Origin of the sequence: Serratia ficaria (assembly GCF_900187015.1) — a bacterium.
GTDB classification, from domain to species: Bacteria; Pseudomonadota; Gammaproteobacteria; order Enterobacterales; family Enterobacteriaceae; genus Serratia; species Serratia ficaria.
In genome coordinates this window covers 3,427,624-3,452,767 of the sequence record NZ_LT906479.1, presented here as the reverse complement: position 1 = coordinate 3,452,767, position 25,144 = coordinate 3,427,624, and the positions used below count along the sequence as shown (strand labels likewise).

The following is a 25,144-nucleotide window of genomic DNA, read 5'->3' as shown; positions in this document are numbered from 1 at the left end:
CCCTGTTAATCCCCGTCTGCCCGGCGCGGCGGACGGGGATCACAAAATTCCATACAATAAAAATGTGACGCATATCGCATTTATCCCGCCAGTTGGTTAAAATATCGCTACTTGCCGCACCTGTCCGGACCCCGTTTACCATGGAACACACCAACGTCTCCCGCTCAACCGCCTGGTTGCGCGTGGTCATTCTTGCCGTCTCGGCCTTTATTTTCAACACCACCGAGTTTATTCCGGTCGGTTTGCTGAGCGATATCGCCGCCAGCTTCTCGATGCAAACCGAGCAGGTCGGGCTGATCATCACCATTTACGCCTGGATCGTCGCCGCCGCCTCGCTGGTGTGCATGTTGCTGACCAGCAAGATCGAGCGCCGCAAGCTGCTGATCGGGGTGTTCATGCTGTTTATCGCCAGCCACGTGCTGACCGCCGTGGCCTGGAATTTCACCACGCTGGTTATCTCGCGCGCCGGGGTGGCGTTGGCCCACTCGGTGTTCTGGTCGATCACCGCGTCGCTGGCGATCCGCGTGGCCCCGGCGGGCAAGAAGGCCCAGGCATTGAGCCTGCTGGCCGGCGGCACCGCGCTGGCGATGGTGCTTGGTCTGCCGTTGGGGCGGGTCGTTGGCCAGATCCTCGGTTGGCGCATGACCTTTATCGGCATCGCGGTATGCGCCACCCTGGCGCTGGCGCTGCTGTGGCGCCTGTTGCCGGAGCTGAAAAGCGAACATTCCGGTTCGCTGTCCAGCGTGCCGGTGCTGTTCAAACGCCCGGCGCTGGTCAGCCTGTATATGCTGACCATCATCGTGGTGACCGCGCACTTCACCGCCTACAGCTACATCGAGCCGTTTATCCAGACGGTGGCCGGGCTTTCCGAGAACTTCACCACCCTGATGCTGCTGCTGTTCGGCGCCGCCGGCATCGTCGGCAGCCTGTTGTTCAGCCGCTTCAGCGAACGTTTCCCTTCGGGATTCTTTATCGGCGCCATCGCGCTGCTGGCGCTGAGCCTGCTGCTGCTGCTGCCGGCCTCCGGCGATGAAAACCACCTGACCCTGCTGTGCATCTTCTGGGGCATGGCGATCATGGCCATCGGCCTGTCGATGCAGGCCAAGGTGCTGAGCCTGGCGCCGGACGCCACCGACGTGGCGATGTCGATCTACTCCGGGCTGTACAACTTCGGCATCGGCGGCGGTGCGCTGCTGGGCAACCAGGTCAGCCTGCATCTCGGCATGGGCAACATCGGCTTCGTCGGCGCGCCGCTGGCGCTGATCGCCCTCGGCTGGTGCCTGCTGAACTTCTACCGCAGCGAACGGCTGCAGCAGCACCACAGCCGTTAATCCCCCTGCGGCGGCCGGGCCCGGCCGCCGCAGCTAAATTTTCTCTCTGTAAAACAGTCCGCTGCAGCGTTTTATGCTTAACTTTTTTTCATAGGCTGCTAATTAAAAATTTAACTCCGGCGCCGGATCGCTAGCATAGAAAGTCATCAAATATGTTAATGGGAGGTTAACGGTGAGTGACTCTGTGGCGGCTTCGCCTATCCATGAGCGGGATCTGTCGGCCAGGATCGACGCCTTGCCCGCGTCGGCCGGCCTGTGGCGCTTTATCATCCTGCTGTCGCTGGGCGGCTTTTTCGAACTCTACGATCTGTTTCAGACCGGCTATATCAGCACCGGCCTGATCGCCGACGGCATTTTCCACACCGGCGCGCAGGGAGTATTCGGCGTTTCGGACCAGGCGGCCTTCGCCTCGGCCACCTTCCTCGGCCTGTTCATCGGCGCCAGCCTGCTCAGCCCTTACGCCGACCGCTTTGGCCGCCGCACCACCTTTATGTTCGCGCTGGCCTGGTACGGCGTATTCTCGCTGCTGCTGGCGTTCCAGCAGCAGGCGGAGTGGGTTATCTTCCTGCGTTTTTTGGTGGGGGTCGGGCTGGGCATCGAGCTGGTGACCATCGACACCTACCTGACCGAATGGGTGCCGGCGCATCTGCGCACCCGGGCGTTCGCCTTCGCGTTTTTCATTCAGTTTCTGTCGGTGCCGACGGTGGCGCTGATGTCCTGGTGGCTGGTGCCGCAGACTATTCTCGGGCTGAGCGGCTGGCGCTACGTGGTGATCGCCGGCGCAGTGGCTTCGCTGGTGATCTGGCTGGTGCGCAAGGGGCTGCCGGAATCCCCGCGCTGGCTGGTGCAGCAACGGCGCTACCCGCAGGCCAGGCAGGTGATGCTGGCGATGGAGCGGCGCTGCGGCGTGACCGACGCGGCGGAGTTCCCGCAGCGCGGGGGCGACGAGGCCGAGCCGGTGCCGAAGCAGGGGCGTTTCAGGGATATCTGGTCGCCGCAGTATCGCGGCCGCACGCTGATGCTGGTGGTGATGAATTTCTTCCAGGCGATCGGCTTCTTCGGCTTCGGCAACTGGCTGCCGGCGCTGCTGTCCGGCAAGGGCGCCTCGGTCACCCACAGCCTGCTGTACGCCTTTTTCATTACGCTGGCCTATCCGGTGGGGTCGCTGTTGTGCAGCCTGTATGCCGACAAAATGGAGAACAAGTGGCAGATCGTTCTGTCGTGCCTGGTAACGGTGATTTTCGGGTCGCTGTTCGCGCTGCAGAACAACCCGCTGTGGCTGATCCTCTGCGGTTTCTTCATCACCTGGTCCAACGCCTGGCTGACCTACAGCTACCATTCTTATCAGTCCGAGGTATTCCCCACCTACATCCGCGCCCGCGCGGTGGGTTTTTGTTACTCGTTCAGCCGCCTGTCGACGGTGTTCAGCAGCATCATCATCGGCGTTATCCTGCAGTACGGCGGATCGTTGGGGGTGATTGCCTTTATCGTCGTCAGCATGCTGATCGTCATGCTGGTGATTGGGCTGTTCGGCCCGAAAACGCGCGGCATCGACCTGGAAAACATCTGACCTCCCCAGCCGGCGCCGATTGAAGCGCTGGGTTTTCGTATCGGCCCGGATCGGCCGGTGGCGCATCACTTCCTGCCGCTGGAGCGGCGGCAGATGAAGCACTAACTGAACGAAGGGGGCGCTGAGAGGGTGCTATGCTTTCCGTCGGGCTCCGGCGGCGCTGCCGGCGGAAAAACGAATTCACTGAGAACAGGCGAGAAAACGATGACGGCATCTTCTGTTTTTACCCGCGCGCTTGGGTTGCGCTATCCGATTGTCCAGGGGCCGATGAACGGCGCTTCGCCGCCGGAACTGGCGGTTGCGGTCAGCAACGCCGGCGGTCTGGGATCCTGCGGCGCGGCGGCGTACGCCCCCGAGGTGATTATCGAGCGGGTGCGGCAAATCAAGGCGCAGACCGCCGCGCCGTTTAATATCAATCTGTTTATTCTCGATGAGCAACACCCGGAGGCCGCCGCGCTGCAGCAGGCTCAGCGTCTGTTGCAGCCGTTCCGCGACGCGCTGGGCCTCGGCAGCGGCGGCACGCCGCAAAAATTTGCGGAAAACAGCCGCGACCAGATTGCGGCGTTGCTGGAGGCCGCGCCGCCGGTGGTCAGCTTTACCTTCGGCGTGCTGCCGCGCGAAACGGTCGCGCAGTTTAAAAGGGCCGGTTCGCGGGTGATCGGCACCGTCACCACGGTGGCCGAAGCCAAAGCCTGGGAGCAGGCCGGGGCGGACTTTATTTGCGCCTCGGGCTCCGAGGCCGGCGGGCACCGGCCCACCTTCCTCGGCGATTTTGAACAGTCCTCGGTTGGCCTGATGGCGTTGATCCCGCAGGTGGTTGCGGCGGTGAAAATCCCGGTGATCGCCGCAGGCGGCATCATGAACGGGCGCGGCATTGCGGCCGCTTTGCTGCTTGGCGCCCAGGCGGCGCAGCTGGGCACCGCTTTCCTCTGCAGCCCGGAGTCGGGCATCGCCGAAGCCTGGCGCAGCGCATTGCGCAGCGCCGGCGACGACAGCACCCGGCTGACATGGGCCTTCAGCGGCCGACCGGCGCGCGGCATCGTCAATCAGTTTATGGAGCGCATGCGTCCTTTCGAGCGGCAAATTCTGCCTTACCCGGTGCAAAACGCGCTGACCGGCGATATTCGCCAGGCGGCGGCCAAAGCGGGGCGTGCGGAATTTCTGTCGCTGTGGGCCGGGCAGGGCGTGGCGCTGGCGCGGCCGATGCCGGCTGCTCAGCTGGTCGCCCTGCTGGCGGAAGAGCTGGAGGCGATCCACGCCTGAGGCCGGTTATGCCGCTTGGCGATCGCCGTAAGGGTTATCGATGTTCCTGGCGGGAAGAAACAGGGCGAAGATAAGCATCACATAGGGCGTAAAGCAGAACCAGGTCAGGCACCAGGCGCCCGAATAACCCGCATCGTGCAGGCGGCGCACATTCGCCGCCAGCAGGGGCAACAGAAACGCCGCCAGCGCGAAGAGGGAGATTTCATTAACCCTGCTGGCGATAACGGCCAGATAAAGCAGAAACCAGGCATGTTGGCACAGGAGCAGCGCTAAAAATGGCGGCGGCTCTCACGGCCTGAATAGCTGAAGGTTTTTTTGTAACTGTTGAGCAAGGCGTTGATCATGTGCAATCGCTTAGGCCCTGTGCGTTGGCTTTCTTGTTTTATTGACTACCAGCTCCTTCAGTGCGACTCAAACTGGATTTTTTCAACATTCATCGATGGAGGCGTTGGCAGCTAAAGCTTATACGGGCCTATAAACCTTTCGTTATCACTTCAGTGTATTGAGGCGCATGGGTCCCTTACTCGATGAAAAGCCCGCCTGAGTCACCCCGGGCGGGCCCGTTTAACGCAGCTCAGATCAGGCCAGATCGAAGCGGTCCAGGTTCATCACCTTATTCCAGGCGGCGACGAAGTCGTGCGCGAACTTCTCCTGCGCATCGGCGCTGCCGTAGACTTCGGCCAGGGCGCGCAGCTGGGCGTGCGAACCGAACACCAGATCGACGCGCGTGCCGGTCCACTTGACGGCGCCGCTGTGGCGATCGCGCCCCTCGAAGATCCCGTCATCACCGACCGGGTGCCAGGTGGTGCCCATGTCCAGCAGGTTGGCGAAGAAGTCGTTGGTCAGCGCATGCGGCCGATCGGTGAAGACGCCGTGTTTGGCGTCGCCGAAGTTGGCGCCCAGGACCCGCAGCCCGCCGACCAGCACGGTCATTTCCGGCGCGGTCAGCGTCAGCAGTTGCGCTTTGTCCACCAGCAGCACCTCGGCGGGCACCTGATATTTGCCTTTGAGGAAGTTGCGGAAGCCGTCGGCCGCCGGTTCCATCGCCTCGAAGGAATCGACGTCGGTCTGCTCTTGGGTGGCGTCGGTGCGGCCCGGCGCGAAAGGCACCTGCAGCTGGAGACCGGCGTTTTTCGCCGCTTGCTCCACGCCCGTACAGCCGGCCAGCACGATCAGATCCGCCAGCGAAACGCGTTTGCCGCCCGGCTGGGCATCGTTGAACGCGCGCTGAATGCCTTCCAGCGTGGCCAGCGTCTGCGCCAGCTGAGCCGGTTGGTTGACCGCCCAGTCCTTCTGTGGCGCCAGGCGGATGCGCGCGCCGTTGGCGCCGCCGCGCTTGTCGGAGCCGCGGAACGTGGAGGCCGAGGCCCAGGCGGTGGCGACCAGCGTCGAAACCGGCAGGCCGGAGGCCAGCACCCGGTTTTTAAGCTCGGCGATGTCCCCTTGGTCGATCAGCGGATGATTGACCGCCGGAACCGGGTCTTGCCAAATCAGCTCTTCCGCCGGCACTTCCGGGCCGAGGTAGCGGGCGCGCGGCCCCATATCGCGGTGGGTCAGCTTGAACCAGGCGCGGGCGAAGGCGTCGGCCAGCTCTTCGGGATGCTCGTAGAAGCGGCGCGAGATCGGCTCATAGAGGGGATCGAAGCGCAGCGACAGGTCGGTGGTCAGCATGGTCGGGCGGCGCTTTTTGTTGGGATCGAAGGCGTCGGGAATGGTTTCGCCCACGTCCTTCGCCACCCATTGGTGCGCGCCGGCCGGGCTCTGCGACAGCTCCCATTCGTATTCGAACAGGTGGCGGAAGAAGTCGTGATTCCATCGGGTCGGGGTGGTGGTCCAGGTGACCTCAAGGCCGCTGGTGATGGCGTCCTTGCCGACGCCGGTGCCGAAGGTGCTGTGCCAGCCGAGGCCCTGGGATTCCAGGCCGGCGCTTTCCGGATCGGCGCCGACGTTCGATGCCGGGCCCGCGCCGTGGGTCTTGCCGAAGGTGTGCCCGCCGGCGATCAACGCCACGGTCTCTTCATCGTTCATCGCCATGCGGGCAAAGGTTTCGCGAATGTCGCGCGCGGCGGCGATCGGATCGGGGTTGCCGTCCGGGCCTTCCGGGTTCACGTAGATCAGGCCCATTTGCACCGCCGCCAGCGGGCTTTCGAGATCACGGTCGCCGGAATAGCGGCTGTTCGGCCCGCCGCTCAGCTCCAGCCAGATTTTCTCCGAGCCCCAGTAGACGTCATCCGGCTCCCAGGTGTCGGCGCGGCCGCCGGCGTAGCCGAAGGTTTTGAAGCCCATCGACTCGAGCGCCACGTTGCCGGTCAGCACCAGCAGGTCGGCCCAGGAGATATTGCGGCCGTATTTCTGTTTGATTGGCCACAGCAGGCGGCGCGCCTTGTCGAGGCTGACGTTGTCGGGCCAGCTGTTGAGCGGGGCGAAACGCTGCTGGCCTTCGCCCGCGCCGCCGCGGCCGTCGCCTATGCGGTAGGTGCCGGCGCTGTGCCAGGCCATGCGGATAAACAGGCCGCCGTAGTGGCCGAAGTCCGCCGGCCACCATTCCTGAGAGTCGGTCATCAGGGCGTGCAGATCCTGTTTGACGGCGGCCAGATCGAGGCTGTTGAACGCGTCGGCGTAGTTGAAATCTTTATCCATCGGATCGGACAGGGGGGAGTGCTGGTGCAGCGGCTTCAGGCTGAGTTGGTTGGGCCACCAGTCGTGATTCGAAGGGCCGCGCTGGGGATTCACCGGCTTATTGCCGCCCGAAAATGGGCATTTGCTTTCAGTTGTCATAATGCGCTCTCTGCTTCCGTTGGTATGCTCTCTGGGCGCGGCCGGTTGCGCCGCGCGGGGAGCCGTTAACTTGATATGCGGATGATGCTCGCGTCGGGTGTTGCGCTAAGTAACTGAACGTGTTCGATAGTTATCGAGTTTGACTTCCGGGCCGCTAACGGGCGCAGGAAGACTCATCGATAAGCTTAGTCAGCGGCGGCGGATAGATAAAATAGGAATGGTTGAATGTTGTGATAGTTCACGGCTATTCAATAAGATGTGATTGATAGACGGAATGCCGGGATTAATGGCGGGATATCCCTGATTGCGGTTCCGCCGCGGCTTATTTAAGCTGAAACGGCAGCGCAAACCGCAATACCCTTCTCAAGAGGCTGACAAATGGGCACAGGTCGATGCCTGGAGAGAAGGGATGGTTTTGTCATGGCGGTGGTTAAAGCACGCTAATTTTCCATCTTATCCGCCCAAGGCGGAGGGGAAATGAAAATCCATCAGGAAGATTTATATGCTAACTCATTGAATTTAAATTGTATAAAGATTGGTGAATATTCTGCTTCCGAACAGGGCAGAATTTCGGAGGGAATATTACAGCTGCTGCACCAAGGCTTTCAGTTGCCTGACGAGCGCGCTCTCCGAACCCGCTGCGTCCGGTTTGCCGGTGGACTGCCGGATAACCAGGGTGGTCGGTAGCAGATCGTTAAACGCCTCTTGTGGCTGACTCGCCATGCTCAATAAATGAGTGACCGCACGTTTACCGATAAGGTCAAAGTCCTGCCTCACCGTGGTCAGGGCCGGGTGGAAATACTGGCTGTCGGGGGTATCGTCATAGCCAATCACGGACACATCCTGCGGTATACGCTTGTTGAGTTGCCGCAAGGCGCTGATGACCCCTAACGCCATCTGGTCGCTGGCGACCAGCATTGCCGTGATATCCGGGTGTCTGCTGAATAATTCCACGGTTTTTACCCAGCCGCTGTTGGCGCTCCAGTCGCCGTATTCGGTATCTGTCTCCGCAATGCCTGCCTGATACAGGGTGTCGCGCCAACAGGCCAGACGCAGCCGTGCCGAAATGGAGCTTTCCGGTCCGGCCAGCAAACCGAATTTCCGATGCCCCAGCTCCAGAAGCAGGTTAACGCTGCTGGTCGTGCCGTCGCTGTGGAGAAAGCCAAGATGACAGACCTCTGCGGCGGGAGGCACGTCCAGAAACAGTTGCCGCATGTCCGGGTTATCCCGTACCAGGGTTTCTGCATCCGCTTTTTCCAGCGGCAGGCTCATGACCACGCTGTTGATCTTCTGCGCCCTAAATTCATTCAGCGCCGACTGAAGGACGCTCAACCGCCCGGTTTTCAGCATCGAGATGGCCACCTGATACCCCACCAATTCCGCATGGCGCTTGAACGACGAGGCGATTTGCGAAGGGGCATGCAGTGCAAGGGAGGTGGTGAGCAAGCCGAACGTCGGCAAGGTCTTGCCGGCCAGGATCTGTGCGGAGCGGTTAGGCACATAATTGAGCGTATTCATCGCGCCCAGCACGTTATTGCGCGTGCGCTCGGAGACGATATCCGGGTTGTTCAGCACCCGTGACACGGTCTGTTGGGAGACACCCGCCTGTTTTGCCACGTCTTCCAGCGTTGCCTGTCGTTTATTCATCAATTCCCTCTCGCAATAAAGTGCGGCCTTGGCCGGCAATGCGTCGTTCTGTCCGAAAATGTAGTAAAAAAACATTTGATGTCATGCGTAATACATTAAAGGAAACAATCGAGAAATAGCGTGATTGAACTCAAATATAACCACTAAATTCATTGCCGGCCAAGGCGTGGATCGTATTTACTCGAATGAAAATGTATAGCGCTATACATCCATTTGGCAACAGGTAAGGATTGTTATGAAGCAGCCTCTTTATTCGGTAAACGACAACCCGCCGGACAGCCTTCTCCATCAGGTTCTGGCCCGGCAGGACTGGCAAAACCCGGCCGTCACCCACCTCAACAGATTGCCTGCCCACCCGCAATTTCGCAGTTGGCGCACGGTTGAGGAGGCCAGGGATAGCCGGCGCTCCGATCGGCGCGTTTCGCTGGATGGCGAATGGCAGTTTGTTTATCTGGACCGGCCCGAAGCGGTGGATCCGCGTTGGTTGGTGGAGGATAGCCGGGATAGCCGGCCGGTAACCGTGCCTTCTAACTGGCAGATGGACGGCTATGATGCGCCGATCTACACCAACGTCCGCTACCCGATCTCGACCGAACCGCCTTTTGTGCCGCAGGAAAACCCGACGGGGTGCTATTCGCGCGAGATCGAAATCCCCGAGGCATGGCTGAAGACAGGCAAAACCCGAATTATCTTCAACGGAGTGAACTCGGCGTTCCACCTTTTTTGCAATGGAGTGTGGATTGGCTACTCGCAGGACAGCCGTTTACCGGCCGAGTTCGATTTAACCGATGCGCTTCGTGCCGGCGGGAACCGCCTCTGCGCGCTGGTGATGCGCTGGAGTTCGGGGACCTGGCTTGAGGATCAGGACATGTGGCGCATGAGCGGCATTTACCGTTCGGTGTCATTGCTGCACAAGCCGGACATCCACCTTACCGATTTCCAGTTGTCCGCCGGGCTGGATACGGAGTACCGGCATGGCACCTTGCAGGCCTCGGTCCACGTCGCTGCGGGGAAAGCCCGGCTGACGGGGCTGCAGGTGGATTTGTCCCTGTGGCGAGGCGACGAAAAAATCGCCGGCCAGCGCAAGCCGTTGGGCACCGAGGCGATCGACGAGCGGGGGACTTATGCCGATCGGGTAACCTTTGCGTTGCCGGTGCAGGCGCCGGATTTGTGGAGTGCCGAGCTACCCCATTGTTATCGGACCGTCATTGCGCTTTATGGCGCCGATGGGCAACTGATCGAGGCCGAGGCGGCGGACACCGGTTTTCGCCACGTAGAGATAAGGGACGGGTTGCTGAAAGTGAACGGCAAACCGCTGCTGATCCGTGGCGTCAACCGGCATGAGCACCACCCGGTGCGCGGCCAGGCGATCAACGAAGAGGATATGATTCAGGATATTCTGCTGATGAAGCAGAACAACTTTAATGCCGTGCGCTGTTCGCATTATCCCAACAATCCACGCTGGTACGAGCTTTGTGACCGCTACGGCCTTTACGTGGTGGATGAGGCCAATATCGAAACTCACGGCATGGTGCCGATGGCGCGGCTGAGTGACGATCCGAGCTGGTTCCCGGCTTACAGCGCCCGCGTGACCCGCATGGTGCAGTGTAACCGCAACCATCCCTCCATCATCATCTGGTCGTTGGGCAATGAGTCCGGGCACGGCAGTTTGCATGATGCGCTTTATCGCTGGATTAAAAGCAACGACCCCACGCGGCCGGTTCAGTACGAGGGTGGCGGGGCCAACAGTGCGGCAACGGATATCCTTTGCCCAATGTATGCTCGGGTGGATGAAGATCAACTCATCCCTGGAGTGCCAAAATGGTCGATAAAAAAATGGGTCGGCATGCCGGGCGAAAACCGCCCCCTGATACTGTGCGAATACGCCCACGCGATGGGCAATAGCCTGGGGAATTTTGACGAATACTGGCGCGCGTTTCGTCAGTATCCGCGGCTTCAGGGCGGGTTTGTCTGGGACTGGGCCGATCAATCTTTGCTTAAAGACGATGGAAATGGAGCGCGCGTATCGGCCTATGGCGGCGACTTCAACGACACCCCCAATGACCGGCAGTTCTGCCTGAACGGCCTGGTGTTTGCCGACCGCACGCCACACCCCTCGCTCCATGAAGCCAAACATGCGCAGCAGTTCTTCCAGTTTTCGTTGGTGGGCCATGCGCCGCTCGAGGTGACTGTCGGCAGTGAGTACCTGTTCCGCCGTACCGACAATGAAAGGCTGCACTGGCGGATTGAACAGGATGGGCGCGAATGGCGGTCTGGCGAGGAGGCGTTGGATATCCCGCCGCAGGGAAATGCCGTCGTCACCCTGGCGGAACGTATCGATTTGCCGGCGAATGCCCGCAATGTCACTCTGATCCTTGAAGTTATCCAACCGGAAGCCACCGCCTGGTCATCGGCCGGGCACCGCGTTGCATGGCAACAATTCCATTTGCCGACGGCTCTGGCGTTGCCGGATGCGCCAAAACCTGGCGTTCGCCCTGAACTGCAGCGCCATGACGACGGCTACCGGGTGCTGCATGGCGATCGGGAATGGTTTATCGACAGCAAGAGCGGTTTGTTGATGCGATGGACGGTGGCGGGTGAAAACAAACTGATGAGTCCGTTCACCGACCAGTTTGTTCGTGCGCCGCTGGATAACGACATAGGGGTCAGTGAAGTTGAACGATGCGACCCTAACGCCTGGGTGGAACGCTGGAAAAAAGCCGGGCTTTATGCCATGCAGCGAACCTGCACCCAGTGCACGGCGGCGGTTTACGAAGACCGCGTGGAGATCCGCAGCACCTTCCATTACCGGTATGACGATGAGGTTCTGATCGTCAGCCACTGGCAGATGAGCATTGATTGCCACGGCGCGCTGAAGATCGACGTAGCAGGAGAGCGTGCTGGCCATTTGCCGCCGCTGGCGCGTATCGGCATGGTTTTCCAAGCCACATCGGCCTCCGCAGATGTCGAGTGGTTAGGATTGGGGCCGCATGAGAACTACCCCGACCGCCAAAAAAGCGCCTGTTTCTCACGCTGGCGCCTGCCGTTGAGTGAGATGGTCACCCCGTATGTCTTTCCCACGGAGAATGGATTGCGATGCAACACCCATGAACTCAATTGGGGAGGCTGGCGTGTCGACGGGTTATTCCATTTCTCCATCATGCCTTACGGCAGCAAACAGTTGATGGATGTCGACCATTGGCATCTGTTGCGTGCTGAACCCGGTATCTGGATTACCCTGGATGCGCGGCACATGGGCGTGGGGGGAGATGATTCCTGGACGCCGAGCGTGCATAAAGAGTGGTTGTTAAAGGAAACGCAGTGGCGTTATCAGGTCAGTATTAAGCATCGGTAAACGTGGAGGGGGGATATGCCCGTCATACTTGAAGCTGCCTCTGTGTTGGCTGCGCTCACTTACCCGAATCGTTGGGGCCAGCGCAAGCGCAGTTCAACAAAATCGTTGGTTTTGTTGTGATGCAACTCCAATTGTTTTGGGTATGTTTCCCCCATTACAAAATAATAATCCAGGTGACACTATGAAATTGACTCAGCTCTCGGCGCAGGAAAGACATAACTTTATTTATTTCATGCTATTCTTTTTTTTCTATTATTTTATCATGTCGGCGTATTTCCCTTTTTTCCCGATATGGCTTTCGGATGTCAATCACCTCAGCAAAACTGAAACTGGGATGGTATTTTCATTTATTGCCTTGTTTGCCATTATTTTCCAGGTGGTTTTCGGTTTAATCTCCGACAAGCTGGGCCTGCGCAAACATCTGCTCTGGGCGATTGTCATTCTTTTGATTTTATTCGCGCCGTTCTTTATTTACGTGCTCGCGCCTTTGCTGCAATACAATATTTATGCCGGCGCGCTGGCGGGGGGGCTTTACCTGGGGTTTGTTTTCTCCGGCGGCGCGGGGGCTGTGGAGGCCTATATTGAACGCGTCAGCCGCACCAACCGTTTTGAATACGGCAAGGTTCGCGTTTCCGGCTGCGTGGGCTGGGCCATTTGCGCGTCGATAACTGGGCTGCTGTTCAGCATTAACCCCAACATTACGTTCTGGATTGCCTCAGGGTTTGGGGGGGTGCTGGCCGTCTTGCTGATTGTTTCCCGCCCGCAACCGAACCAGACGGTGCAGGTAATGGACAAGCTGGGAGCGAATCGGCGCGAGTTCTCGCTGGCCATGGCGCTGGATCTGTTAAAAATGCCGCGCTTCTGGGCCTTCCTGTTATACGTTATCGGCGTCGCCAGTATTTACGACGTGTTCGACCAGCAATTCGCCAACTTTTTCAAAGGCTTCTTTTCATCCCCCCAAAGGGGCACCGAGATCTTCGGTTTCGTCACTACCGGCGGGGAGTTATTGAACGCCTGCATTATGTTCTGCGCCCCGTTTATCATTAACCGCATCGGCGCCAAGAATGCGCTGCTGGTGGCCGGCGTCATCATGTCGGTAAGGATTATCGGTTCGTCCTTCGCCAGCAGCGGCATTGAAGTGATTCTGCTGAAAACGCTGCATATGTTCGAGCTGCCTTTCCTGTTGGTGGGCACCTTCAAATATATCTCCTCGGTGTTTGACCCCCGGGTGTCGGCAACCTTGTTCCTGATTGGTTTTAATTTGTCCAAACAGCTTTCGGGCGTGGTGCTTTCCGCCTGGGTAGGAAGAATGTATGACTCGGTGGGTTTTCATCAGGCCTATCTGATCCTTGGCCTGATCACCACAACCTTTACCGTCATTTCCTATTTCACGCTGACAGGGCGCGGCCTGCGTGCATCGGCGGAGGCTAACGCCGCCACGCCGTAACGCCAACGCAGGGGAGCCGGCCCGACAACAAGCTCAAGAAAGGCGGCAAGATCCCAGAAATCGAAAAGCCCGCTCAGGTTTCCCTGAGCGGGCTTCTCTAATATGGCTCCTCTGACTGGACTCGAACCAGTGACATACGGATTAACAGTCCGCCGTTCTACCGACTGAACTACAGAGGAATCGTGTGAACGGGGCGAATCATAGCGACCCGCCGGCGGCATGTCAAAGGCGGATTGCGCATTCTGTGACTGTTTGCTTACAGAATGCGCAACCCGTTGAGCTTTTGGCAGATTTACACGGATTCTGCAGGTTTTAACCGCGGTCGATAGCGGTAAAGACCGTCGCTGAGCGGAAGGAATGGTATGCCAAACAAGATGCTGATGGACGATAAAAAAGTAAAGCGGTTACACGCAGTCTTGCAAAGCCGATCAAATAACCGTCTATTGCCGTTCGGCGGCGTGGTAAATCCTCTGCGGGCGGCCCACCTTGCCGTAAATTATCTCGGCGCTCAGCTGTTGCGCGGCGGTGCAAAACTCCAGATAACGGCGGGCGGTGGTGCGGCTCAGCCCCATCTTTTGCGCAACGCTTTCAGCGGTATGGCGCGCCGCGGGCTCTGCGAACAGGGCGCGGATTTTCACCAGCGTCAGCGCATCGATGCCGGGCGGCAGCGCCGCCCGCTGTTCGCCGCGCGCATAGGTATTGAACATCTCGTCGATGCGGCGCTGGTTCAGGCGCGCCTTGTCCTTCAGCGCCGCGCGCCGCTGGCTGAACCTGTGCAGCGTGTGGCTCAGGCGATCGTAGGCCAGCGGCTTGATCAGGTAGTCGAACACGCCGTAGCGCAGCGCTTCGGCGACGGTGGCCATCTCGCTGGCGGCGGTGATGAACACGATGCCGCCGCGATAGCCGCTCAGCGTCAGCTCGCGCAGCAGCTCGATGCCCTGGCCGTCGGGCAGGAAGTTATCCAGCAGGATCAGATCCGGTTTGAAGCGTTCGGTCATCGCGCGCGCCTGCGCCAGCGTGCCCGCCAGCCAAATCTGCCGGCAGCCGCCGTTCTGGCGGATAAACTCGGCGTGCATCTCCGCCAGCGGCGTTTCGTCTTCGACGATCAGAATGTTCAGCCATTCCATAATGAAACCTGTAATTTAATTGCAAGAAAAATGCTAATTGATTGTGAGTGAATTGCGGCACCCAATAACCATTGTTTCAATAGTAAACACCATAAAAATAATTAAGCAAATAAACGACATTAAATAACTTATTTACCGGGCTTGGTTTGTGAAACAGGTCAATAATCGGAGGTTTTTTTCTGTTTACCATCTATCCATCAAGCGTCGTTAATGTTTTTTATCTTTATGGTTTTTAAGGTTTTAATTAGCGTTAACCAAAGTGCGTTTTTGTATTTAATTTGTTATTCGTCAGTTAATTCAGAGAGCATATCATGTTGGGCGATGCCGTATTTAATCGGGTAAAAAGATCGGACCATAAAAGCATAGCGGCGATAAACGCATTTCTGCGCAGCAACGATCTGAATATAGATACCACGGTAGAGGTTTTTATTACCGTGACCCAGAACGATAAATTGGTCGCCTGCGGCGGCATCGCCGACAATATCATCAAATGCGTCGCCATCAGCCCGCAGCTGCGCGGGGAAGGGCTGGCGTTGGCGCTGGCGACCGAGTTGGTCAATCTGGCCTATGAGCGCCATCACACCCAGCTGTTCATTTACACCAAGGTGCAGAACGAGCCGCTGTTCCGCCAGTGCGGCTTCTACCCGATCGCCAGCGTGCCCGGCATCGTGGTGCTGATGGAAAACAGCCCGTGCCGGCTGAAACGCTATGCGGCCCGGCTGGCGGCGCAGCGCCGGCCGGGCGAGATCATCGGCAGCATCGTGATGAACGCCAACCCCTTTACCCGCGGGCACCAGTATCTGGTGCGCCAGGCGGCGAAGAAGCAGTGCGACTGGCTGCACCTGTTTTTGGTCAAAGAGAACACCTCGCGCTTCAGCTATGAAGACCGGCGGCGGCTGGTGCTGGCCGGCACCGCCGACATCCCCAATCTGACGGTGCATGAAGGCTCGCAGTACGTGATCTCCCGCGCCACCTTTCCCTGTTACTTCATCAAGGATCAGGGCGTGGCCGACGACTGCTACACCGAAATCGATCTGAAAATCTTCCGCCGGCATCTGGCGCCGGCGCTGGGCATTACCCACCGCTTTGTCGGCAACGAACCCTTCTGCGCGGTGACCGCGAAATACAACCGCGACATGCGCTATTGGCTGGAAACGCCGGCGCTGCCCAGCCCGCCGATCGCGCTGGTGGAAATCGAGCGTTTGCAGTACCAGGGCACGGCGATCTCCGCCTCCTGGGTGCGCAAGCTGCTGGCTGCGGGGGATTTTCACGCCGCCGCGCCGCTGGTGCCGCCGGACACCCTGTACTACCTGCAGGATCTGCAAACGCAGCGCCGGGCCCGGCCGGCCCTGCATCCTTTTGAGTCCGCACAATCAGGTGAATGATGAAAATTATCCGAGAAGCAATGGCCGGCACGCTGGAATCCAGCGATGTCATGGTGCGCATCGCACCGGCCGAGGGGCCGGAACACGATCTGCTGATCGCCAGCAGCGTGGAGAAGCAGTTCGGCGCGGCTATCCGCCGCACCCTGCTGGAGGTGCTGCAGCGTTATGAGGTGGAACCGGTGCAGGTGATGGTCGACGACAAGGGCGCGCTGGACTGCGTGCTGCGCGCTCGCCTGGAAACCGTGCTGATGCGCGCGAGCGGCGGCGAGCCGCTGCCCTGGGAGGCGAAAGATGAAGACGCTGAATAAAACCCGGCTGCGCCGCAGCATGCTGTTCGTGCCGGGCGCCAATGCGGCGATGGTCAGCAACGCCTTTATCTACCAGGCCGATGCGCTGATGTTCGATCTGGAAGACTCGGTCATCCTGCGCGAGAAAGACGCCGCGCGGCGGCTGGTGTATCACGCGCTGCAGCACCCGCTGTACCGGGAGGTGGAAACCATCGTGCGGGTCAACGCGCTGGACTCCGCCTACGGGCTGGCGGATCTGCAGGCGGTGGTGCGCGGCGGGGCGGACATCGTGCGGCTGCCGAAGACCGACAGCGCGCAGGACGTTACCGACATGGCGCGGGAAATCGCCGCCATCGAGGCCGACTGCGGCCGCCCGGTCGGCAGCACCGGCCTGCTGGCGGCGATCGAATCGGCGCAGGGCATCACCAACGCGGTGGCGATCGCTCAGGCTTCTCCGCGCCTGATCGGCATTGCGCTGGGGGCGGAAGACTACGTGCGCAACCTGCGCACCGAGCGCTCGCCGGAGGGCATCGAGCTGCTGTTCGCCCGCTGCTCGCTGCTGCAGGCGGCGCGCGCCGCCGGCATTCAGGCGTTCGACACCGTCTATTCAGACGCCAACAACGAGGCCGGCTTCCTGCAGGAAGCGGCGCTGATCAAGCAGCTCGGCTTCGACGGCAAATCCCTGATCAACCCGCGGCAAATAGAGCTGCTGCACAACCTGTATGCGCCGACCGCCAAAGAGGTGGCGCATGCCCAGCGCGTGGTAGCGGCGGCGGAAGCGGCGGAGCGGGAAGGGCGCGGCGTGGTGTCGCTCAACGGAAAAATGGTCGACAGCCCGGTGATTGAACGCGCGCGGCTGGTGCTGGAGCGCGCGGCGCTGTCCGGCGTTCGCGAAGAACCGGCACGGTGCGGGGAGGAAGCATGATGGATCGTCAACAACGGCTGTTAACCCTCAACAAGGCGGCGGCGCTGCGTTGTTATCAGGACGCCTCCAAGGCCAACCTGCAGGCGCGCAAGCCGCGCGATCTCAAACGCTGCGATTCGCTGCAGGAAGCGGTGCGCCGCAGCGGGCTGCAGGACGGCATGACCATCTCGTTCCACCATGCGTTTCGCGGCGGCGACCTGGCGCTGAACCAGGTGATGGAAACGCTGGCGGCGATGGGCTTTCGCAACCTGACGCTGGCCTCCAGCTCGCTGACCGATTGCCACGCGCCACTGGTGGAGCATATCCGCAACGGCGTGGTGAGCCGCATCTATACCTCCGGCCTGCGCGGGCCGCTGGCGGACGCCGTCTCGCGCGGCCTGCTGGCGGAGCCGGTGCAGATCCATTCCCACGGCGGGCGGGTCAACCTGATCGAATCCGGCGAGCTGAACATCGACGTCGCCTTCCTCGGCGTGCCGGCCTGCGATGAGTTCGGCAACGCCAACGGCTACAGCGGCGAGGCCTGCTGCGGCTCGCTCGGCTATGCGCGGGTAGACGCCGAAGCGGCCGGCGCCGTGGTGCTGCTGACCGAGCAAATTCTGCCGTATCCGCACCATCCGGCCAGCCTGGCGCAGGATCGGGTGGATCTGATCGTGCAGCTTGACCGGGTGGGCGACGCCGACAAGATCGGCGCCGACGCCACGCGCATGACCTCCAACCCGCGCGAGCTGCTGATCGCCCGCCGCGCCGCCGAGGTGATCGCCGGTTCCGGCTACTTCACCGACGGCTTCTCGCTGCAGACCGGCACCGGCGGCGCCTCGCTGGCGGTAACGCGTTTTCTGGAGGACAAAATGCGCGCGCGCGGCATTCGCGCCGGCTTCGCGCTCGGCGGCATCACCTCGACCATGGTGGACCTGCATGAGAAAGGGCTGATCGGCAAGCTGTTGGACGTACAGAGCTTTGACCGCGCGGCGGCGGTGTCGCTGGCGCGCAACCCCGGCCACCTCGAAATCAGCGCCAACCAATACGCCAACTTCAGCTCCAGGGGCGCCTCGGTCGACCGGTTGGACGTGGTGGTGCTGAGCGCGCTCGAGATCGACACCGGTTTTAACGTCAACGTGCTGACCGGCTCGGACGGCGTGCTGCGCGGCGCATCCGGCGGCCACTGCGATACCGCCGCGGCGGCGCGGCTGGCGATCATCGTGGCGCCGCTGGTGCGCGGGCGTATCCCGACGCTGGTGGAGCAGGTGACCACCTGCGTTACCCCGGGATCCAGCATCGACATTCTGGTGACCGACCACGGCGTAGCGGTCAATCCGGCGCGGCCGGAGCTGGCGCAACGCCTGCAGCAGGCCGGGCTGCCGGTGGTCGGCATCGGCTGGCTGCGCCGGCGCGCGCTGCAGCTGACCGGCGAACCGGCGCCGATCGCCTTCACCGACAAAGTGGTGGCGGTGGTGCGCTACCGCGATGGTTCGGTGATCGACGTGGTGCGCCAGGTGGCGGAGTAAGCGATGGCCGAAGTCGATCCGCGTTTAGCCGCCAACCGCGCGGTGAGCCTGCCGGCGCTGCTGGCCAGCCGCGAATGCCGCCAGGCCCGTCAGCAGGCGTGGCTGGCGCGCCACAGCTGCACGCTGCTGGTGCTGACGCTGGTGGTGCCGGGGCCGATAAAAGACAGCGCGTTGACGCGCGGCATCTTCAACCTGGGGTGGCGCGCGCTGCGACGGCTGTTGGCGGAGCAGGGCTGGCCCTGCCTGCAGGCCGAAACGCTGGCGCTGTCGACCGGCTGCGAAGGCTATCTGGCGCTGCCGGTCGACGCCCTGCGGGTCAAGGACTGCGCCATGCAGCTGGAAGTGCGCCGGCCGATCGGCCGGCTGTGGGACATCGATGTGCTCGATTCGCAGGGGCGCATCCTGTCGCGGCGCGATATCGGCCTGCCGGAGCGTCGCTGCCTGCTGTGCAGCCGACCGGCGAAGCTCTGCGCCCGCCAGCGGCGCCACGGCGGCGATGAGCTGCTGAACGAAATGGAAAGGATGCTCAATGATGCGCTCTCAGCCGATTGATGCCCGCGCGCGCCTGCCGCAGGAGATCCGCGATTTTGCCCGCGCCGCCTACCGCGCGCTGCTGGTGGAGGTCAATCTCACGCCCAAACCGGGGCTGGTGGATCGCCGCAACGCCGGCGCGCACCGCGATATGGATCTCGGGCATTTCTACCGCAGCGCCCGCGCCATCGGGCCGTGGCTGCCGCGCTTCATTCAGCGCGGGCGAGAGGACGCGGCGCTGCCGGCGGAACGACAGCTGGTGAGGCTGCGGCCGCTCGGCATGGCCTGCGAAAACCACATGTTCCGCGCTACCGGCGGCGTCAACACCCATAAAGGCAGCGTGTTTTCGCTCGGCCTGCTGTGTGCCGCCTTCGGCCGCCTGCACCGGCAGCGCCGTGCGATAAGCGCCGAAGCCTTGTGCGCAGAAACGGCGGCGATGTGCCGCGGGCTGGTCACGCGGGAGCTGCGGCGCAACAACGCCGGGCACACCGCCGGCCAGCGGCTGTTCGCTGCCCACGGTCTGAGCGGCGCGCGCGGTGAGGCGGAGTCCGGTTTCCGGCTGGTGATCGACGGCGCGCTGCCGCTGTATCGGCGGCGCATGGCGGCGGGACGGGGCGAGCAACGGGCGCTGACGGACAGCCTGCTGTGGCTGATGGCCCACAACGACGACACCAACGTCGCCTCGCGCGGCGGCATCGGCGGCTTGCGCTGGCTGCAGCGCCGCGCCGCGGCGCTGCTGGCGCACAGCGGCGATCAGGCCATCCGGCGCTTCGACGCCGAGTGCATCGCCCGCAATCTCAGCCCCGGCGGCAGCGCCGACCTGTTGATAGTGACCTGGCTGCTGGCGCAACTGCCGCAGCCGGGTGACCAGGAATCATAACCTTCAGGAGAAATCCCCATGTCCCAAACCCAGGAAAAAATCTGGAAAGCGATAGCGCCGCTGGCGGTGCTGGCGATCCTGTTACTGATACCGGTGCCCGACGGCATGCCGCCGCAGGCCTGGCGCTACTTCGCCATTTTCGTGGCGATGATCGTCGGCATGATTCTGGAGCCGATCCCCGCCACCGCCATCAGCTTTATCGCCGTGACCCTCAGCGTGCTGAGCGCCAACTGGGTGCTGTTCGGCGCGCAGGAGCTGGCCGAGCCGGGCTTCAAGGCGGGCAAGGAAGCGCTAAAATGGGGGCTGGCGGGCTTCTCCAGCACCACCGTCTGGCTGGTGTTCGGCGCCTTTATCTTCGCGCTGGGCTACGAGGCCACCGGGCTGGGGCGGCGCATCGCGCTGTTCCTGGTGAAGTTTATGGGCAAGCGCACCCTGACGCTGGGCTACGCGGTGGTGATCATCGACATTCTGCTGGCGCCGTTTACCCCGTCCAATACCGCCCGCACCGGCGGTACGGTATTCCCGGTGGTGAAAAACCTGCCGCCGCTGTTCGACTCCTTCCCCAACGATCCCTCTTCGCGACGCATCGGCGGCTACCTGATGTGGATGATGGTGGTGGGCACCAGCATCAGCTCCTCGATGTTCGTGACCGGCGCCGCGCCCAACGTGCTGGGCATCGAGTTCGTCGGCAAAATCGCCGGGGTGCACATCAGCTGGATGCAGTGGTTCCTGGCGTTCCTGCCGGTCGGCCTGCTGCTGCTGATCGTCGCGCCGCTGATTTCTTACTGCCTGTACAAGCCGGGGGTGACCCACAGCAGCGAGGTGGCCGCCTGGGCCAACACCGCGCTGGGCGAAATGGGCAAGCTGAGCCGCAAGGAGTACACCCTGATCGGCCTGGTGCTGCTCAGCCTGTGCCTGTGGGTGTTCGGCGGCAAGGTGCTGGACGCCACTGCGGTCTGCCTGCTGGCGGTGTCGTTGATGCTGGCGCTGCACGTGGTGTCGTGGAAAGACATCACCAAATACTCCAGCGCCTGGAACACCCTGGTCAACCTGGCGACGCTGGTGGTGATGGCCAACGGCCTGACCCGCTCCGGTTTTATCGACTGGTTCGCCCAGACCATGAGCACCCACCTGGACGGTTTTTCGCCCAACATGACGGTGGTGGCGCTGGTGCTGGTGTTCTACTTCGCCCACTACCTGTTCGCCAGCCTGTCGGCGCATACCGCCACCCTGTTGCCGGTGATCCTGGCGGTGGGGAAAGGCTTGCCGGGCGTGCCGATGGAGCAGCTGTCGATGCTGCTGGTGCTGTCGATCGGCATCATGGGCGTGCTGACGCCGTACGCCACCGGCCCGGGGGTGATCATCTACGGCTGCGGCTACGTGAAGTCGAAAGATTACTGGCGGCTGGGCGGCATTCTCGGCGTGGTGTACATCGCCGCGCTGTTGCTGATCGGCTGGCCGATCATGCGCCTGTGGTTCTAAATTAGCCTGCGGCGGCCATCGGCAGATGGCCGCCGGTACGATCTTTTCCCGTGAACCCCATCACACACTTGGGCGACCAACCCCTCCATCATAGCCGGGCGAAAGCTAACACATTCAAAACAATCACTTTCCGGGAGCCTCTGCGGATGAGAAAAAAAACGTTATTGCTGTGCCTGCCTTTGTTATTCACCGGGACCGTATGGGGGGCAACCAACGACTATCAGCTGGAGCAGGTGCTGGTGATGAGCCGCCACAACCTGCGCGCGCCGCTGGCCAATAACGGCAGCGTGCTGGCGCAGTCCACGCCGCGGGCCTGGCCGGCCTGGGAAACGCCGGGCGGGCTGCTGACCACCAAGGGCGGGGTGCTGGAAGTCTATATGGGGCACTACTTCAACGCCTGGCTGAAGCAGACCGGCCTGCTGCCGCAGGAAGGCTGCCCGACCGCCGGCAGCCTGTACGTTTACGCCAACAGCCTGCAGCGCACGGTGGCCACCGCGCAGTTCTTCAGCAACGGCGCGTTCCCCGGCTGCGACGTCGCCGTGCACCATCAGGAAAAAATGGGCGAGATGGACCCGACCTTCAACCCGATCATCACCGACAGCAGCGCAGCCTTCAATCAACAGGCGCTGGCGGCGATGAAGGCCGAGCTGGCCTCGCTGAAGCTGGACGAGTCTTACCGGCAGCTGGCGAAAATCGTCGATTATAAAGACTCCAGCGCCTGCAAAACCGACCGGCACTGCGATCTGACCAAAGAGGCCAGCACCCTGAGCGCGGTGCCGGGCAAAGAGCCGGGCGTGGCCGGGCCGCTGCGGGTGGGCAACTCGCTGGTGGACGCCTTTATGCTGCAGTATTACGAAGGTTTCCCGATGAAGGACGTGGCCTGGGGCAAAATCGCCACGCCGCACCAGTGGAAGCAGCTGGCGCAGCTGAAAGACGGCTATCAGGATTCGCTGTTCACCTCGCCGGTGGTGGCGCGGAACGTCGCCAAACCGCTGCTGGCCTACATCAACGGCGCGCTGCTCGGCGAGCGCAAGCCGGATGCGCCCAAGCTGACGGTGCTGGTCGGCCACGATTCGAATATCGCATCGCTGCTGTCGGCGATGCAGTTCCAGCCGTATCAGCTGCCGCAGCAGTACGAGAAAACGCCGATCGGCGGCAAGCTGGTGTTCCAGCGCTGGCACGATCGGCAGAATGACCGCGAGCTGCTGAAAATCGAATACGTTTATCAGTCTACCGATCAACTGCGCAAAGCCACGCCGCTGACGCTGCAAAATCCGCCGCAGCGCGTGACCCTGGCGCTGAAGGGCTGCCCAATCGACAAGGACGGCTTCTGCGCCTGGAGCGATTTCGAAAAGACCATGAAAGGCATTCTGTAAGCCGCGTTCCTCTCCTCCGGCGGCGGGGGAGAGGAATAGTCGTTGTTGCCGGGGAGCGCGGGGGCTAAAATCGTCGCTCTGCGCACTGTTCAAGGAACCTCCCGTTGCCCGCTTTTATCCGCGATATCGAACTTTTTAACCTGGTTGATTACCCGGGGCAGGTGGCGCGTTGCCGTTTCTCGCTGGCGGACTATGGTGACGAACGCTTTCGCGAGGCGGGCATCGCTCTGCCGGAGCACCTGGCGCGCGCGGTGCCCAAGCGCCGGGCGGAATATTTGGCCGGGCGCTGTCTGGCGCAGCGGCTGCTGGCGCCGTTGGGCTTCAGCGGTTTTATCCTGCTGCCGGGCGAAGATCGCGCGCCGCAGTGGCCGCCGGGCGTCGCCGGCGCGCTGAGCCACAATGCGGCTACCGCGCTGTGCGCGGTGCACGCCGAAAACGGCCTGGGCGGCGTCGGGCTGGACGTGGAGACGCTGATGCCGCAGGCGCGCGCGGAGGAGCTGTGGGGCGCTATCGTCGGTGCGGAGGAGTGCGCAGAGCTGCGCCGCGGGCCGCAGGCGTTCAATCGCCTGCTGACGCTGACGTTCTCCGCCAAGGAGAGCCTGTTCAAAGCGCTGTACCCGCAGGTGCGCCGCTACTTTGATTTTTTGGATGCGCGCATGGTGGTAATGGATGCGCAAACCCAGACCTTTGAATTGGAACTGCTTAAGACACTCACCCCGCAGTGCCGTGCAGGCCGTCGTTTTTTGGGCCGCTACTGGCATGAAGGTGACGACGTAACGACATTTATTTACTGTTAAATCAGTGCGTTGATTTGCGTTGCACTGTAACGTGCATTTGCCATGCCTGAGCGTTTCATTCATTAATTATTACGCTAACGGTGATTGACCCGCGCCGGGCGGCGGTGTAATTTACCGGTCTTTATAACTAATGATAATCATTCGCATAACCATTATCATTAGTGCGGGCAACGCAAAGGAGTGGTCTTGTGGCTACACTGACAACGGAAAACCAAACCTTTCCCGGTTTTGTTTACTCAGAGCAATCTACCTTTTTATACCAGTCGGAGTTCCGCTCGCTGAGCGCGCAGGGCGTATTCGAACGCATCGAGACGCCGGCCTTCGGCGGCGAGCGGGCCGACAGCGCGCTGGCGCAGAACATCGGCCAGGCGCTGCAGCGCGCCAAACAGGCCGGCCAGGAGGCGCCGGTGGTGGTGGGCGCCATTCCTTTCGATACCCGCCAGCCCTCCTGCCTGTACGTACCGCAACAGAGCCGGTTCGTCGCCAATGACCATTACACCCGCGATGCGCGGCCAATGCTGCAGCAGCACCGGTTGGCCGCCTGCACCAGCATTCCGGACGAGCCGCGCTTCAAGCACGCGGTGGCGGAGGCGGTCAGCCGTTTTAAACAGGGCAGGCTGAGCAAGGCGGTGCTGTCGCGCATTCTGGAGATCGAGCTGGAGCAGCCGGTGGCGGGCCATCAGATCCTCAATAACCTGATGGTGCAGAACCCGAACGGTTACCACTTTTCCCTGCCGCTGCCCGACGGCGGCGTGCTGATCGGCGCCAGCCCGGAACTGCTGATCCGCAAGCAGGGCGGCGAGATCCACTCCAACCCGCTGGCGGGCTCGGCGCGCCGGCAGGCGGATGCGCAGCAAGACCGCATCGGCAGCGAACGCCTGATGCGGTCGACCAAAGACAAATACGAACACAAGCTGGTGATCGACGACATTCGCCAGCGGTTGGCGCCGCTGTGCGCGACGCTGAGCGTGCCTTCCGGGCCTTCGCTGATGAGCACCGGCACCATGTGGCACCTGTCCACCCGCATTCGCGGCGAACTGCGGGACCCGCAGCTTAACGTGATGCAGCTTGCCTGCCTGTTGCACCCGACGCCGGCGCTGTGCGGCTTCCCGACCGAAACCGCCCGCCGGCTGATCGCCGATCTGGAGCAGTACGATCGCGGCCTGTTCAGCGGCATCGTCGGCTGGTGCGACGCCAACGGCGACGGCGAATGGGCGATCGTCATCCGCAGCGGCATTCTGCGCGGCAACCGGGTGCGGCTGTTCGCCGGCGCGGGCATCGTCGAAGCCTCGACGCCGCAGTCCGAATGGGCGGAAACCGCCGCCAAGCTGGGCACCATGCTTAACGCTTTCGGCCTGAACAGCGGCGCGCTGTAAGGCCGGCTCTCTACCCCTTTTGCAGGAGAAACCGATTATGACAACGAATCACGCCGGCGCGAACGCGCTGATGGCGGTGCGC

19 protein-coding genes and 1 tRNA gene are annotated in these 25,144 nt (G+C 61.7%); 15 read left to right on the top strand and 5 right to left on the bottom strand.

The features are described from left to right. The first annotated feature begins 140 nt into the window (after positions 1–140). The 3 genes from CKW09_RS16370 (at position 141) to CKW09_RS16360 (ending at position 4,164) form a co-directional block, all read left to right on the top strand. On the top strand, positions 141–1,331 hold the full coding sequence (locus tag CKW09_RS16370; RefSeq protein ID WP_061795950.1) for a sugar transporter: 1,191 nt from the start codon (positions 141–143) through the stop codon (positions 1,329–1,331). A gap of 172 nt (positions 1,332–1,503) precedes the next feature. Continuing rightward, positions 1,504–2,901 carry an MFS transporter gene (locus tag CKW09_RS16365; RefSeq protein ID WP_061795951.1) on the top strand — a complete coding sequence of 466 codons (1,398 nt, stop codon included), beginning with the start codon at positions 1,504–1,506 and terminating at the stop codon, positions 2,899–2,901. Between the two features lie 204 nt (positions 2,902–3,105). Then, complete coding sequence (locus CKW09_RS16360; RefSeq protein WP_095098382.1) at positions 3,106–4,164, top strand: NAD(P)H-dependent flavin oxidoreductase; 1,059 nt, start codon at positions 3,106–3,108, stop codon at positions 4,162–4,164. Between the two features lie 6 nt (positions 4,165–4,170). Here the strand turns inward: CKW09_RS16360 and CKW09_RS24990 are convergent, their stop codons facing one another. The 3 genes from CKW09_RS24990 to CKW09_RS16345 all read right to left on the bottom strand — a co-directional run bounded on the left by CKW09_RS24990 (position 4,171) and on the right by CKW09_RS16345 (position 8,589). Beyond that, positions 4,171–4,314 carry a DUF805 domain-containing protein gene (locus tag CKW09_RS24990; protein WP_445263842.1) on the bottom strand — a complete coding sequence of 48 codons (144 nt, stop codon included), beginning with the start codon at positions 4,312–4,314 and terminating at the stop codon, positions 4,171–4,173. A 429-nt stretch (positions 4,315–4,743) separates the two neighbouring features. Next, complete coding sequence (katG, locus tag CKW09_RS16350; protein WP_095098374.1) at positions 4,744–6,942, bottom strand: catalase/peroxidase HPI; 2,199 nt, start codon at positions 6,940–6,942, stop codon at positions 4,744–4,746. A gap of 582 nt (positions 6,943–7,524) precedes the next feature. Then, entirely contained in the window at positions 7,525–8,589 is a 1,065-nt protein-coding gene (locus CKW09_RS16345; RefSeq protein ID WP_095100214.1) for a LacI family DNA-binding transcriptional regulator, read from the bottom strand. Positions 8,590–8,824: 235 nt separating this feature from the next. Here CKW09_RS16345 and CKW09_RS16340 point away from each other — a divergent pair, with 235 nt between their 5' ends. Both CKW09_RS16340 and CKW09_RS16335 read left to right on the top strand, forming a co-directional pair. Then, positions 8,825–11,944, top strand: a complete 3,120-nt coding sequence (locus CKW09_RS16340; RefSeq protein ID WP_095098371.1) for a beta-galactosidase — start codon at positions 8,825–8,827, stop codon at positions 11,942–11,944. A 181-nt stretch (positions 11,945–12,125) separates the two neighbouring features. Beyond that, positions 12,126–13,391, top strand: a complete 1,266-nt coding sequence (locus CKW09_RS16335) for an oligosaccharide MFS transporter (RefSeq protein ID WP_095098366.1) — start codon at positions 12,126–12,128, stop codon at positions 13,389–13,391. A 103-nt stretch (positions 13,392–13,494) separates the two neighbouring features. On the opposite strand, the gene CKW09_RS16330 is transcribed toward CKW09_RS16335, so the two are convergent. Both CKW09_RS16330 and dpiA read right to left on the bottom strand, forming a co-directional pair. After that, positions 13,495–13,570, bottom strand: a tRNA-Asn gene (locus CKW09_RS16330). A gap of 261 nt (positions 13,571–13,831) precedes the next feature. Continuing rightward, the gene (gene dpiA / locus CKW09_RS16325; protein WP_095098355.1) at positions 13,832–14,518 is read right to left on the bottom strand and encodes a two-component response regulator DpiA; all 687 of its coding nucleotides are present in this window, start codon (positions 14,516–14,518) and stop codon (positions 13,832–13,834) included. A gap of 311 nt (positions 14,519–14,829) precedes the next feature. Between dpiA and citC the strand changes: the two genes are divergently transcribed. The 10 genes from citC to CKW09_RS16275 all read left to right on the top strand — a co-directional run bounded on the left by citC (position 14,830) and on the right by CKW09_RS16275 (position 25,062). Further along, positions 14,830–15,903 (top strand): [citrate (pro-3S)-lyase] ligase, encoded by a 1,074-nt coding sequence (gene citC / locus CKW09_RS16320; protein ID WP_095098352.1) that lies wholly within the window; start codon positions 14,830–14,832, stop codon positions 15,901–15,903. Next, positions 15,903–16,211 carry a citrate lyase acyl carrier protein gene (gene citD / locus CKW09_RS16315; protein WP_095098349.1) on the top strand — a complete coding sequence of 103 codons (309 nt, stop codon included), beginning with the start codon at positions 15,903–15,905 and terminating at the stop codon, positions 16,209–16,211. The genes citC and citD overlap by 1 nt, the downstream gene beginning before the upstream one ends. Then, entirely contained in the window at positions 16,195–17,115 is a 921-nt protein-coding gene (citE, locus tag CKW09_RS16310; protein ID WP_061797544.1) for a citrate (pro-3S)-lyase subunit beta, read from the top strand. The genes citD and citE overlap by 17 nt, the downstream gene beginning before the upstream one ends. Further along, entirely contained in the window at positions 17,115–18,620 is a 1,506-nt protein-coding gene (gene citF, locus CKW09_RS16305) for a citrate lyase subunit alpha (protein WP_095098346.1), read from the top strand. The genes citE and citF overlap by 1 nt, the downstream gene beginning before the upstream one ends. A 3-nt stretch (positions 18,621–18,623) precedes the next feature. Further along, the gene (gene citX / locus CKW09_RS16300; protein WP_061797541.1) at positions 18,624–19,172 is read left to right on the top strand and encodes a citrate lyase holo-[acyl-carrier protein] synthase; all 549 of its coding nucleotides are present in this window, start codon (positions 18,624–18,626) and stop codon (positions 19,170–19,172) included. After that, the gene (gene citG, locus CKW09_RS16295) at positions 19,153–20,031 is read left to right on the top strand and encodes a triphosphoribosyl-dephospho-CoA synthase CitG (RefSeq protein ID WP_061797570.1); all 879 of its coding nucleotides are present in this window, start codon (positions 19,153–19,155) and stop codon (positions 20,029–20,031) included. Before citX ends, citG begins: the two co-directional genes overlap by 20 nt. A gap of 18 nt (positions 20,032–20,049) precedes the next feature. Then, positions 20,050–21,513, top strand: coding sequence for an anion permease (locus tag CKW09_RS16290; RefSeq protein WP_095098343.1), 1,464 nt, complete (start codon positions 20,050–20,052; stop codon positions 21,511–21,513). A gap of 146 nt (positions 21,514–21,659) precedes the next feature. Further along, on the top strand, positions 21,660–22,889 hold the full coding sequence (gene agp / locus CKW09_RS16285) for a bifunctional glucose-1-phosphatase/inositol phosphatase (protein ID WP_095098341.1): 1,230 nt from the start codon (positions 21,660–21,662) through the stop codon (positions 22,887–22,889). Between the two features lie 104 nt (positions 22,890–22,993). After that, positions 22,994–23,686, top strand: coding sequence for a 4'-phosphopantetheinyl transferase family protein (locus CKW09_RS16280; protein WP_095098337.1), 693 nt, complete (start codon positions 22,994–22,996; stop codon positions 23,684–23,686). Positions 23,687–23,874: 188 nt separating this feature from the next. Continuing rightward, complete coding sequence (locus CKW09_RS16275) at positions 23,875–25,062, top strand: isochorismate synthase (RefSeq protein ID WP_061797536.1); 1,188 nt, start codon at positions 23,875–23,877, stop codon at positions 25,060–25,062. Positions 25,063–25,144: the final 82 nt, after the last annotated feature.